Source organism: Streptomyces sp. NPDC107528 (assembly GCF_055639295.1).
The window spans coordinates 118,957-131,432 of sequence record NZ_JBVKAV010000014.1; the positions used below are offsets into that span (position 1 = coordinate 118,957).

At 68.1% G+C, this 12,476-nt stretch carries 12 protein-coding genes; 1 reads left to right on the forward strand and 11 read right to left on the reverse strand.

The window, feature by feature from the left end:
* From nuoK to ACZ7L5_RS37655, 11 genes are read right to left on the reverse strand one after another with little or no spacing between them, the layout of a single operon-like run.
* Entirely contained in the window at nucleotides 1-300 is a 300-nt protein-coding gene (gene nuoK, locus ACZ7L5_RS37605; RefSeq protein ID WP_003998919.1) for an NADH-quinone oxidoreductase subunit NuoK, read from the reverse strand.
* Entirely contained in the window at nucleotides 297-1,139 is an 843-nt protein-coding gene (locus ACZ7L5_RS37610; protein ID WP_471522707.1) for an NADH-quinone oxidoreductase subunit J, read from the reverse strand. The genes nuoK and ACZ7L5_RS37610 overlap by 4 nt, the downstream gene beginning before the upstream one ends.
* Nucleotides 1,136-1,777 (reverse strand): NADH-quinone oxidoreductase subunit NuoI, encoded by a 642-nt coding sequence (gene nuoI, locus ACZ7L5_RS37615; RefSeq protein WP_471522709.1) that lies wholly within the window; start codon nucleotides 1,775-1,777, stop codon nucleotides 1,136-1,138. Before nuoI ends, ACZ7L5_RS37610 begins: the two co-directional genes overlap by 4 nt.
* The gene (gene nuoH / locus ACZ7L5_RS37620) at nucleotides 1,770-3,134 is read right to left on the reverse strand and encodes an NADH-quinone oxidoreductase subunit NuoH (protein ID WP_471522711.1); all 1,365 of its coding nucleotides are present in this window, start codon (nucleotides 3,132-3,134) and stop codon (nucleotides 1,770-1,772) included. The genes nuoI and nuoH overlap by 8 nt, the downstream gene beginning before the upstream one ends.
* Nucleotides 3,131-5,635 (reverse strand): NADH-quinone oxidoreductase subunit G, encoded by a 2,505-nt coding sequence (locus ACZ7L5_RS37625; RefSeq protein ID WP_471522713.1) that lies wholly within the window; start codon nucleotides 5,633-5,635, stop codon nucleotides 3,131-3,133. The genes nuoH and ACZ7L5_RS37625 overlap by 4 nt, the downstream gene beginning before the upstream one ends.
* Nucleotides 5,632-6,981 carry an NADH-quinone oxidoreductase subunit NuoF gene (gene nuoF, locus ACZ7L5_RS37630; protein ID WP_384191591.1) on the reverse strand — a complete coding sequence of 450 codons (1,350 nt, stop codon included), beginning with the start codon at nucleotides 6,979-6,981 and terminating at the stop codon, nucleotides 5,632-5,634. Before nuoF ends, ACZ7L5_RS37625 begins: the two co-directional genes overlap by 4 nt.
* A complete protein-coding gene (gene nuoE / locus ACZ7L5_RS37635; RefSeq protein WP_471522715.1) occupies nucleotides 6,981-7,853 on the reverse strand; it encodes an NADH-quinone oxidoreductase subunit NuoE in 873 nt (290 codons plus the stop codon). Before nuoE ends, nuoF begins: the two co-directional genes overlap by 1 nt.
* A complete protein-coding gene (locus ACZ7L5_RS37640) occupies nucleotides 7,850-9,172 on the reverse strand; it encodes an NADH-quinone oxidoreductase subunit D (protein WP_328879997.1) in 1,323 nt (440 codons plus the stop codon). Before ACZ7L5_RS37640 ends, nuoE begins: the two co-directional genes overlap by 4 nt.
* Nucleotides 9,169-9,930, reverse strand: a complete 762-nt coding sequence (locus tag ACZ7L5_RS37645) for an NADH-quinone oxidoreductase subunit C (protein WP_328879998.1) — start codon at nucleotides 9,928-9,930, stop codon at nucleotides 9,169-9,171. The genes ACZ7L5_RS37640 and ACZ7L5_RS37645 overlap by 4 nt, the downstream gene beginning before the upstream one ends.
* Nucleotides 9,927-10,481 carry a NuoB/complex I 20 kDa subunit family protein gene (locus ACZ7L5_RS37650; RefSeq protein ID WP_010041554.1) on the reverse strand — a complete coding sequence of 185 codons (555 nt, stop codon included), beginning with the start codon at nucleotides 10,479-10,481 and terminating at the stop codon, nucleotides 9,927-9,929. Before ACZ7L5_RS37650 ends, ACZ7L5_RS37645 begins: the two co-directional genes overlap by 4 nt.
* 15 nt (nucleotides 10,482-10,496) lie before the next feature.
* Nucleotides 10,497-10,856 (reverse strand): NADH-quinone oxidoreductase subunit A, encoded by a 360-nt coding sequence (locus ACZ7L5_RS37655; RefSeq protein WP_030950624.1) that lies wholly within the window; start codon nucleotides 10,854-10,856, stop codon nucleotides 10,497-10,499.
* Nucleotides 10,857-11,569: 713 nt separating this feature from the next.
* Between ACZ7L5_RS37655 and ACZ7L5_RS37660 the strand changes: the two genes are divergently transcribed.
* Complete coding sequence (locus ACZ7L5_RS37660; RefSeq protein WP_328880000.1) at nucleotides 11,570-12,403, forward strand: C40 family peptidase; 834 nt, start codon at nucleotides 11,570-11,572, stop codon at nucleotides 12,401-12,403.
* Nucleotides 12,404-12,476: the final 73 nt, after the last annotated feature.

Consider the following 12,476-nt stretch of genomic DNA (forward strand, 5'->3'; position numbering starts at 1 on the left):
TTAGAGCTTCATCAGGCTGGCGTCGTCGACCGAGGCCGAGTGGCGGGAACGGAACAGCGACACGATGATCGCGAGCCCGACGACGACCTCCGCGGCGGCGACGACCATCGTGAAGAAGGCGATGATCTGGCCGTCGAGATTGCCGTGCATCCGTGAGAAGGCCACGAGCGTGAGGTTGCACGCGTTGAGCATGAGCTCGATGCACATGAAGACGACGATCGCGTTGCGCCTGATCAGCACGCCGGTGGCGCCGATCGTGAACAACAGGGCGGCGAGGTAGAGGTAGTTGACGGGGTTCACTTCGACGCCTCCTCGGGCCGCTTGAAGGTCGACGGCTCGATCGCGGTCCGCTCCAGCCGCTCCTCCGCGCGCTGTTCAAGGGCCCGCAGGTCGTTCAGCGCCTCGGTGGACACGTCACGGATCTGGCCGCGCTCGCGCAGCGTCTTGCTGACCGTGAGGTCGGACGGGGTGCCGTCGGGCAGGAGGCCCGCGATGTCGACCGCGTTGTGGCGGGCGTACACGCCGGGGGCCGGCAGCGGCGGGACGTGCTTGCCTTCGCGCACGCGCTCTTCGGACATCTCGCGCTGGGTCTTGGCGCGCTCGGTGCGCTCGCGGTGCGTGAGCACCATGGCGCCGATGGCGGCCGTGATCAGCAGGGCGCCGGTGATCTCGAAGGCGAAGACGTACTTGGTGAAGATGAGGGCCGCGAGGCCCTCCACGTTGCCGTTCGCGTTCGCCTGGGCGAGGCCGTTGAAGTCCGTGATCGAGGCGTTGCCGATACCGCCGATCAGCAGGATGCCGAAGCCCAGGCCACAGAGAAGGGCCAGCCAGCGCTGGCCCTTGATGGTCTCCTTCAGGGAGTCCGCGGCCGTGACGCCGACAAGCATCACCACGAACAGGAACAGCATCATGATCGCGCCGGTATAGACGACGATCTGCACGATGCCCAGGAAGTAGGCGCCGTTGGCGAGGTAGAAGACCGCCAGGATGATCATGGTTCCGGCGAGACTGAGCGCACTGTGCACGGCCTTCTTCATGAAGACAGTGCACAGAGCGCCGATCACGGCGACGGTGCCGAGGACCCAGAACTGGAAGGCCTCTCCGGTGGAGGTGGAGTAGGCGGCGAGTTGCTCGGTCATCGCCCGATCACCTTCTCGGACGCCGGTTCGTCCTCACCGAAGGTCGAGTCCGCCTCCTGCGGGACCTCGCCCCTGGAGCGCGCGACCTGCTGGGTCGTGCCCGGCGCGGCCTCCGTCACCAGACCCCGGTAGTAGTCCTGCTCGTCCGTGCCCGGGTAGATGGCATGGGGGCTGTCGACCATGCCGTCCTCGAGGCCGGCGAGCAGCTGCTCCTTGGTGTAGATGAGGTTGGCGCGGCTGGAGTCCGCGAGCTCGAACTCGTTGGTCATCGTGAGCGCGCGCGTGGGACACGCCTCGATGCACAGACCGCAGAGGATGCAGCGGGCGTAGTTGATCTGGTAGACGCGGCCGTACCGCTCGCCCGGCGAGTAGCGCTCCTCGTCGGTGTTGTCGGCGCCCTCCACATAGATGGCGTCGGCGGGGCAGGCCCAGGCGCAAAGCTCGCAGCCGACGCACTTCTCCAGGCCGTCCGGATGGCGGTTGAGCTGGTGCCGTCCGTGGAAGCGCGGAGCGGTGGTTTTCTCCTGCTCCGGGTACTGCTCGGTCAGCCGCTTCTTGAACATGGCCTTGAAGGTCACGCCGAAGCCGGCCACGGGGTTCTGGAAACCGGGCTTGGTCTCCTTGGGCTCCTCAGCCATCGGACGCCTCCTTTCCATCCAGAGATCCGTCACTCTGAGTATCGGACCCACCACTGACAATCAGCTCCCGCTCACGGCGCGGGCGGCGCCGCGGCACCGGCGGAAGTTCCTGTCCGGGCAGTGGCGGCACGGGGAATCCGCCCGCCATCGCGTCGAAGCCGGCGGATTCCTCGACGGGTTGCTCGGCCGTCTTCGCCCGGTCGCGGAACATGTCCGCCACGAAGGAGAGCAGGAGCAGCGCGAGGACGCCGCCGCCGACGTAGAGGGCGATGTCGGCGAAGTCGTAGTTCTCGTTCCGGAGCGTTCGCACGGTCGCGACGAGCATCAGCCAGACCACGGAGACCGGGATGAGGACCTTCCAGCCGAGCTTCATCAGCTGGTCGTAGCGGACGCGGGGCAGCGTGCCGCGCAGCCAGATGAAGAAGAACAGCAGCAACTGGACCTTGATCACGAACCAGAGCAGCGGCCACCAGCCGTGGTTCGCGCCCTCCCAGAAGGTGCTGACCGGATACGGGACCCGCCAGCCGCCCAGGAAGAGCGTCACGGACACCGCCGAGACCGTCACCATGTTCACGTACTCGGCGAGCATGAACATCGCGAACTTGATCGACGAGTACTCGGTGTTGAAGCCGCCGACCAGGTCGCCCTCGGACTCCGGCATGTCGAAGGGGGCGCGGTTGGTCTCGCCGACCATCGTCACGATGTAGATCAGGAAGGACACCGGCAGCAGCACGATGTACCAGCGGTCCTGCTGCGCCTCGACGATCGCCGAGGTCGACATCGAACCGGAGTAGAGGAACACCGAGGCGAACGCCGCGCCCATCGCGATCTCGTACGAGATCATCTGCGCGCAGGAACGCAGGCCGCCGAGCAGCGGGTAGGTGGATCCGGAACTCCAACCCGCAAGGACGATGCCGTAGATGCCGACCGAGGCGACCGCGAGGATGTAGAGCATCGCGATCGGCAGGTCGGTGAGCTGCATCGTGGTGCGCTGGCCGAAGATCGAGATCTCGTTGCCGGCCGGGCCGAAGGGGATCACCGCGATCGCCATGAAGGCCGGGATGGCCGCGACGATCGGCGCGAGGACGTAGACGACCTTGTCCGCGCGTTTGACGATGACGTCTTCCTTGAGCATCAGCTTGATGCCGTCGGCGAGCGACTGGAGCATGCCCCAGGGGCCGTGCCGGTTGGGGCCGATGCGCAGCTGCATCCAGGCGACGACCTTGCGCTCCCAGACGATGGAGAACAGCACGGTCACCATCAGGAAGGCGAAGCAGAACACCGCCTTGATGACGACCAGCCACCAGGGGTCGCGGCCGAACATCGAGAGGTCTTCAGCGGCGAGGAAAGGGCTCATGCCTCCACCTCCTCGGGGGCCTCGGACGCGAGCGTCGCCGGGCCGATGCGGACGAGTGAGCCGGGCAGCGCCCCGGTGTCGGAGGCGACGCCGGCACCCACGGAGTTCAGCGGGAGCCACACCACCCGGTCGGGCATCTCCGTGATCTGCAGCGGCAGTTCGGTGACTCCGGCGGGGCCGGTCACGGCGAGGACGTCGCCGTCCTTCACGCCGGCCTCGGCGGCCGTGGCGGCCGACACACGCGCGTGGGCGGCGTGCCGCGTGCCGGCGAGCGCCTCGTCGCCCTGCTGGAGGAGGCCCTGGTCGAGCAGCAGCCGGTGCCCGGCCAGTACGGCCTCACCGGCGGCCGGCCGCGGCAGCTGGGCGGCGATCTCCAGTGGTTCGGTGGCCCGCGGTCCCTCCCAGGCGCCGAGCCGGTCGATCTCCGCGCGCGTGGTGCGCAGATCCGGCAGGCCCAGGTGCACGTCCATGGCGTCGGCCAGCATCTGAAGCACGCGCGCGTCGGTCGGAGCCAGGCGGCGGGTCATCTGGTCGGGCTTGAGCGCGGCCTCGAAGAAGCGCACCCGCCCTTCCCAGTTGAGGAAGGTACCGGCCTTCTCGGCGACGGCGGCGACCGGCAGCACGACGTCCGCCAGTTCGGTCACCTCGCCGGGCCGCAGCTCAAGCGACACCACGAAGCCGACCTCGCCGAGCGCCTCACGCGCGCGTGCCGGGTCGGGCAGGTCGGCGACCTCGACGCCCGCGACCAGCAGGGCCTGCAGTTCGCCGGTCGCGGCGGCCTCGACGATCTGGCCGGTGTCGCGGCCGTAGCGGTGCGGGAGTTCGGCGACACCCCAGACGGCGGCGACCTCCTCACGCGCGCGTGGGTCGGTCGCGGGACGTCCGCCCGGCAGCAGCGACGGCAGCGCGCCCACCTCCACGGCAGCGCGCTCCCCCGCCCGGCGCGGGATCCACACCAGCTGGGCACCGGTCGCGGACGCGGCCCGTGCGGCGGCGGTGAGTCCCCCCGTCACAGCGGCCAGACGTTCGCCGACGACGATCACCGCGCCCTCGGTGCGCAGTGCCTCGGACGCCTTCGTTCCGGCCTCGTCCAGGCCGACCCCGCCGGCGAGCGCGTCCAGCCACTCGGTCTCGGTGCCGGGGGCGGCGGGCAGCAGGGTGCCGCCGGCCTTCTCCAGCCCACGCGTGGCGTGCGTGGCGAGCGAGAAGACCTTCTGGCCGTGCTTGCGCCAGGCCTTGCGCAGCCGCAGGAAGATGCCGGGCGCCTCCTCCTCGGCCTCGAACCCGGCCAGCAGGACGGCCGGTGCCTTCTCCACCGCGCTGTACGTGACGCCCGTACCGTCGAGGTCGCGGCCGTGACCTGCGACCCGCGCGGCGAGGAAGTCGGCCTCCTCGCTGCTGTGCAAGCGCGCGCGGAAGTCGATGTCGTTGGTGTCGAGCGCCACGCGCGCGAACTTGCTGTACGCGTACGCGTCCTCGACGGTGAGACGGCCGCCTGTCAGCACGCCGGTCCGGCCGCGGGAGGCGAGCAGTCCCTGAGCCGCGATCTGCAGCGCCTCCGGCCAGGACGCCGGTTCGAGCTCACCCTCGGCGTTGCGCACCAGAGGCGTCTGGAGCCGGTCGCGCTGCTGCGCGTACCGGAATCCGAACCGCCCCTTGTCGCAGATCCACTCCTCGTTGACCTCGGGGTCGTTGGCGGCCAGTCGCCTCATGACCTTGCCGCGCCGGTGGTCGGTGCGGGTGGCGCAGCCGCCGGAGCAGTGCTCGCACACGCTCGGCGAGGACACCAGGTCGAAGGGCCGGGAGCGGAATCGGTACGCCGCCGAGGTCAGCGCGCCGACCGGGCAGATCTGGATGGTGTTGCCGGAGAAGTACGACTCGAAGGGGTCGCCCTCACCGGTACCGACCTGCTGGAGCGCACCGCGCTCGATCAGCTCGATCATCGGGTCGCCCGCGACCTGGTTGGAGAACCGGGTGCAGCGGGCACACAGCACGCACCGCTCGCGGTCGAGCAGCACCTGCGTGGAGATCGGCACGGGCTTCTCGTACGTCCGCTTCCTGCCCTCGAAACGGGACTCGGCGTGCCCGTGCGACATGGCCTGGTTCTGCAGCGGGCACTCGCCGCCCTTGTCGCAGACCGGGCAGTCCAGCGGGTGGTTGATGAGCAGGAGCTCCATCACACCCTTCTGGGCCTTCTCGGCGGCCTGCGAGGTCAGGTGCGTCTTCACGACCATGCCGTCCGTGCACGTGATCGTGCAGGACGCCATCGGCTTGCGCTGGCCCTCGACCTCGACGATGCACTGGCGGCAGGCGCCGGCCGGGTCGAGCAGGGGATGGTCGCAGAAGCGGGGGATCTCGATGCCGAGTTGCTCGGCGGCCCGGATGACCAGGGTGCCCTTCGGCACGCTGATCTCGACTCCGTCGATCGTCAGCGACACGAGATCTTCCGGCGGGACCGCCGCCTCTCCCCCTCCGGAGGGAGCGCTGGTGGTCACAGTCATGCGTTCACCTCCGTGCGGTGGTCGGCCCAGGCCGTCGACTTGGCCGGGTCGAAGGGGCAGCCGCGGCCCGTGATGTGCTGCTCGTACTCCTCACGGAAGTACTTCAGCGAGGAGAAGATCGGCGAGGCGGCACCGTCGCCGAGGGCGCAGAAGGACTTGCCGTTGATGTTGTCGGCGATGTCGTTCAGCTTGTCGAGGTCGGACATGACGCCCTTGCCGGCCTCGATGTCACGCAGCAACTGCACGAGCCAGTACGTGCCTTCGCGGCAGGGCGTGCACTTGCCGCAGGACTCGTGGGCGTAGAACTCGGTCCAGCGGGTGACGGCGCGCACCACGCAGGTCGTCTCGTCGAAGCACTGGAGAGCCTTCGTGCCGAGCATGGAACCCGCGGCGCCCACTCCCTCGTAGTCGAGAGGGACGTCGAGGTGCTCGTCGGTGAACATCGGCGTCGAGGAGCCGCCCGGCGTCCAGAACTTCAGGCGGTGCCCGGGCCGCATCCCGCCGCTCATCTCCAGCAGCTGCCGGAGTGTGATGCCGAGCGGGGCCTCGTACTGTCCGGGGTTGGCGACATGGCCGCTGAGCGAGTAGAGCGTGAAGCCCGGGGACTTGTCGCTGCCCATCGACCGGAACCAGTCCTTGCCCCGATTCACGATCGCGGGAACCGACGCGATCGACTCGACGTTGTTCACAACAGTCGGGCAGGCGTAGAGACCTGCCACCGCAGGGAAGGGGGGCCGGAGCCGCGGTTGACCACGGCGGCCTTCGAGCGAGTCGAGCAGTGCGGTCTCCTCACCGCAGATGTACGCGCCCGCGCCCGCGTGCACGGTGAGTTCGAGATCGAGGCCGCTACCGAGGATGTTCTGGCCGAGGTAGCCGGCCGCGTAGGCCTCGCTCACGGCCGAGTGCAACCGCCGCAGCACAGGGACGACTTCACCACGCAGATAGATGAAGGCATGCGACGACCTGATGGCATAGCACGCGATGATCATGCCCTCGATGAGGCTGTGCGGGTTCGCGAAGAGGAGCGGAATGTCCTTGCAGGTTCCGGGCTCCGATTCGTCGGCGTTGACAACTAGATAGTGCGGTTTTCCATCACCCTGGGGAATGAACTGCCATTTCATTCCCGTCGGGAACCCCGCGCCACCGCGCCCGCGCAGACCGGAGTCCTTGACGTACGCGATCAGGTCGTCCGGCGACATGGCGAGCGCCTTGCGAAGGCCCTCGTACCCTTCGTGCCTTCGGTAGACGTCCAGCGTCCAGGACCTGTCCTCGTCCCAGAAGGCCGACAGCACGGGTGCGAGCAGCTTCTCGGGGCTGTTTTCCTTCAGCTCGGGTGCCAACGTCATCACTCCCCCTCCTCGGCGACAGGCCCTGCCGGGTGGGCTGGGTCGGACGCGGACGAATCCTGCGGCGCGTCGTGCGAGCTGAGGTGTTCAGCCGGCGACGGTTCGTGCACTGGCCTGTCCTGCGTCTCCTGGTGCGGGCCGCCGTCCCGCGGATGGACCACGCGCGCGGGTGCGGCCTCTCCCCTGGCCAGGCGGAGGCCCACCAGCGACGCCGGTCCCGCGCTGCCGCTCTCCTCGACGGCCCCGGGCCGCTCGTCGGGGAAGCCGGCCAGGATCCGCGCGGTCTCCTTGAAGGTGCACAGCCGAGCCCCACGCGTCGGCTCGACGGGCCGTCCCGCCCGGAGGTCGTCGACCAGGCGCTTGGCGCTGGCGGGGTTCTGGTTGTCGAAGAACTCCCAGTTGACCATCACGACCGGCGCGAAGTCGCAGGCCGCGTTGCACTCGATGTGCTCCAGGGTGACCTTGCCGTCGTCGGTGGTCTCGCCGTTGCCGACGCCCAGGTGCTCCTGGAGCTCCTCGAAGATCGCGTCACCGCCCATCACCGCACACAGGGTGTTGGTGCAGACGCCCACCTGGTAGTCGCCGGAGGGCTTGCGGCGGTACATCGTGTAGAAGGTGGCGACCGCGGTGACCTCGGCCGTGGTCAGGCCGAGCACGTCCGCGCAGAACTGCATCCCGGTGCGCGTGACGTGGCCCTCCTCCGACTGCACGAGGTGCAGCAACGGCAGGAGGGCGGACCGGGAGTCCGGGTAGCGCGCGATGATCTCGCGCGCGTCGGTCTCCAGCCGAGCTCGAACGTCGTCCGGGTAGCCGGGCGCGGGCAGTTGGGGCATGCCCAGGCTGACGCCCCGCTCGGAAGAAGAGGTGGTCACCGGTCGACGCCTCCCATCACGGGGTCGATGGACGCGACGGCGACGATGACGTCGGCGACCTGGCCGCCCTCGCACATCGCCGCCATGGCCTGCAGGTTGGTGAAGGACGGGTCACGGAAGTGGACCCGGAAGGGGCGGGTGCCGCCGTCGGAGACGGCATGCACCCCGAGCTCGCCCTTGGGCGACTCGACGGCGGCGTACGCCTGTCCCGGCGGGACGCGGAAGCCCTCGGTGACCAGCTTGAAGTGGTGAATCAGGGCCTCCATGGAGGTGCCCATGATCTTCTTGATGTGGTCGAGGGAGTTGCCCAGCCCGTCGGGTCCCAGGGCGAGCTGGGCGGGCCAGGCGATCTTCTTGTCGGCGACCATGACCGGGCCCGGCTGGAGCCGGTCCAGGCACTGCTCGACGATCCCGAGGGACTGGCGCATCTCCTCCAGGCGGATCAGGAAGCGCCCGTACGAGTCGCAGGTGTCGGCGGTCGGGATCTCGAAGTCGTAGGTCTCGTAGTCGCAGTACGGCTGCGACTTGCGCAGGTCGTGCGGCAGGCCGGTGGAGCGCAGGATCGGGCCGGTGGCGCCGAGGGCCATGCAGCCGGCCAGGTCGAGATAGCCGATGTCCTGCATGCGGGCCTTGAAGATGGGGTTCCCGGTGGCGAGCTTGTCGTACTCCGGGAGGTTCTTCTTCATCTTCTTCACGAACTCGCGGATGTGGTCCACCGCGCCGGGCGGCAGGTCCTGGGCGAGTCCGCCGGGGCGGATGTACGCGTGGTTCATCCGCAGGCCCGTGATGAGCTCGTAGATGTCGAGAATCATTTCACGATCACGGAATCCGTAGATCATGATCGTGGTGGCACCGAGCTCCATGCCGCCGGTGGCGATGCACACCAGGTGGGAGGAGAGCCGGTTCAGCTCCATCAGGAGCACCCGGATGATCTTGGCGCGCTCGGTGATCTGGTCCTCGATGCCGAGGAGCTTCTCGACGGCGAGACAGTAGGCGGTCTCGTTGAAGAAGGACGTCAGGTAGTCCATGCGCGTCACGAACGTGGTGCCCTGCGTCCAGGTCCGGTACTCGAGGTTCTTCTCGATGCCGGTGTGGAGATAGCCGATGCCGCAGCGGGCCTCGGTGACCGTCTCGCCGTCGATCTCCAGGATCAGGCGGAGCACCCCGTGGGTGGAGGGGTGCTGCGGACCCATGTTGAGGACGATGCGCTCGTCGTCGGCGCGGGCCGCGGCCTGGACGACCTCGTCCCAGTCGCCACCGGTGACCGTATATACGGTGCCCTCGGTGGTCTCACGGGCAGATGCTGACTGCGTGCTCACGAGTACGACCTCCGCTGGTCCGGAGCCGGGATCTGGGCGCCCTTGTACTCGACGGGGATGCCGCCGAGGGGGTAGTCCTTGCGCTGCGGATGGCCCTGCCAGTCGTCCGGCATCATGATCCGCGTCAGGGCGGGGTGACCGTCGAAGACGATTCCGAAGAAGTCGTACGTCTCGCGCTCGTGCCAGTCGTTCGTCGGATACACGGAGACGAGCGACGGGATGTGCGGGTCGCTGTCGGGGGCGCTGACTTCGAGGCGGATCAGCCGGTTGTGGGTGATCGAGCGCAGGTGGTAGACGGCGTGCAGCTCGCGGCCCGTGTCACCGAGGTAGTGGACGCCGCTGACGCCGGTGCACAGCTCGAAGCGCAGGGCCGGGTCGTCGCGCAGGGTGCGGGCGACGCGGACCAGGTGCTCACGTTCGATGTGGAAGGTGAGTTCGCCGCGGTCGACGATCGTCTTCTCGATGGCGTTGTCGGGAAGGAGTCCCTGCTCCTCCAGTGCGCCCTCGAGTTCGTCGGCGACCTCGTCGAACCAGCCTCCGTAGGGGCGGTTCGCCGGACCCGGGAGCCGGACCGAGCGGACGAGACCGCCGTAGCCGGAGGTGTCGCCGCCGCTGTTGGCTCCGAACATGCCGCGCTGGACCCGGATCTCCTCGCCGCCCTGGCCGCGCTGACCGGGGAGGTTGGAGGCGGAGAGGTCCTTCTCGGGGTTGACCCCGTTCGACCCGTTCGCGCCGTTGGTGCCGTTCGCGTCGCTCACCGCAGCAGCCCCTTCATCTCGATCGTGGGCAGGGCCTTGAGCGCCGCTTCCTCCGCCTCGCGGGCCGCCTCCTCGGCGTTCACGCCGAGCTTGGAGGTCTGGATCTTCTGGTGGAGCTTGAGAATGGCGTCCATCAGCATCTCGGGCCGCGGCGGGCAGCCGGGGAGATAGATGTCGACCGGGACGATGTGGTCGACGCCCTGCACGATCGCGTAGTTGTTGAACATGCCGCCCGAGGAGGCGCAGACCCCCATGGAGATCACCCACTTGGGGTTCGGCATCTGGTCATAGACCTGCCTGAGCACCGGCGCCATCTTCTGGCTGACCCGGCCGGCGACGATCATCAGGTCGGCCTGGCGCGGCGAGCCGCGGAAGACCTCCATTCCGAAGCGCGCCAGGTCGTAACGGCCGGCGCCGGTGGTCATCATCTCGATGGCACAGCAGGCGAGGCCGAAGGTGGCCGGGAAGACGGACGATTTACGCACCCAGCCCGCGGCCTGCTCGACGGTGGTCAGCAGGAATCCGCTCGGCAGTTTTTCTTCGAGTCCCATGTCGTTTAAGGCCCCTCAGTCCCATTCCAGGCCGCCGCGCCGCCATACGTACGCGTACGCGACGAAGACGGTGAGCACGAAGAGCAGCATCTCCACGAGCCCGAAAATCCCCAGGGAGTCGAAGGTGACGGCCCAGGGGTAGAGGAAGACGATCTCGATATCGAAGATGATGAAGAGCATCGCCGTCAGGTAGTACTTGATCGGGAAGCGCCCGCCGCCGGCCGGCGTGGGGGTCGGCTCGATACCGCACTCGTAGGCTTCGAGCTTGGCCCGGTTGTACCGCTTCGGACCGATCAGCGTGGCCATGACCACGGAGAAGATCGCAAAGCCTGCCCCGAGGGCTCCCAGTACGAGGATGGGCGCATACGCGTTCACCGCTCCTCGCTCCTCTCAGTCGGCACTGACTGCTGGCGGTTGCACTGGGCTCACTTCCGCCTCACCGGTCCCACAAGCCCCGCTCGTCCCGGCGAAGATCGAGAACATGTGAAGCAGGTCACAAGCCCAACTGCCTCGCATCCTATGCCTGCCGCTCTGTGATCTGCGACACGGGGTATTACACAAGCTTTGTGATCTCCACCACCTGACGAAGGATCATGAAGCCGGATGAGCGGTGATCTTCGCACGAGAAGCGTCCGAGTGATCACCAGAGGTGACATTTTCGCTCGTCGCCGCAGCTCGGAGGGGGCGTCTCAATATCAAGAGACTTCTCTTGCATGCAAATTGGTGATGGACCGGATGTCTTGGTAGAGGAGCGCGTTCACACTTCAGAGGGAGCCGCGGAGGGGGATGTGGACGCGTGCACGCATTCACGAGCGTCGGCGGGCGCGATCCGGGCACAGGACGCGCACGAGGCCGTGACCGTTGCGTGACCTCTGCCACATGATGAGAGAGGCCTGAGAACCGGGCTTGGCCACCGGTCTCAACAAGTGGTAAGCGATGGGCAATTCGGACTTAATGATGAAAGACCGTGATCACGGGCTGAGTGATACGCGTCCGCAATGTCCGTTACGGCGTCAATAAAGGGCGTCGCGCCGGGAATTTGGGGCCGCCATTGAGTAACTGTGGCGCAGCACACGTTTCTTGTAGGTATGGAGGAGCCCCTGATACCGGTTGTTCTCATGTCCCACACCGCTCACATACGCAGCCACCGGAAGCCCCGCCGCAGCGCGACGACGACCATCGCGATGCGCGCCGGAGTTACCGGTGGCGTCCTCAGCATGGCAGCGGCTGGCGCTGCGGCCACGGCGAACGCCGCCGAGCCGGTGACGCAGACCATCGAACTGCCCGCCCTCACGGGCGACCTGGCGAACCAGCTCGCCCAGTCCGCGGACGCCACTCAGCTGGCGGCGGCGAACTACGAGCTCGACGCCGAGCGTGACGCGGCCGCCGCCGCGGCGGCCAAGGAAGCCAAGAAGGACCTCGCGGAGGCCAAGAAGAAGGCCGAGGCGAAGAAGAAGGCCGAGGAGGCCCGCCGGGCCGCCGCCGAGGCCGCCGCCTCGCGCAGCGCCGAGCGGACCACCCTGTCCGCCTCCGCTTCCACGAGCACGGACGTGTCCGCTCCCGCCAGTGGCAGCGTCGGGACGGTCGTCTCCTTCCTCAAGGCGCAGCTGGGCGACGCGTACGTCATGGGCGCCACCGGCCCCAGCGCGTGGGACTGCTCCAGCCTGGTCCAGGCCGCGTTCAAGCAGGTCGGCGTCGACCTGCCGCGGGTCTCGCAGGACCAGTCGATGGTCGGCACCGATGTGTCGCTGTCCAACCTTCAGGTCGGCGACATCCTGTACTGGGGCGGCAAGGGCTCCGCGTACCACGTGGGCGTCTACATCGGAGACGGCCAGTACCTGGACGCGGCCAACCCGTCCAAGGGCGTCGTCATCCAGGACCTGTCCGGGTACCCGGCGTCGGGTGCGGTGCGCGTCCTCTGAGTCGCCGCCGAGTCGAATCCGACTCGCAGAGATCAACGTAAGGGCCGCAGCCGCTCGGGGGCAGCGGCCCTTA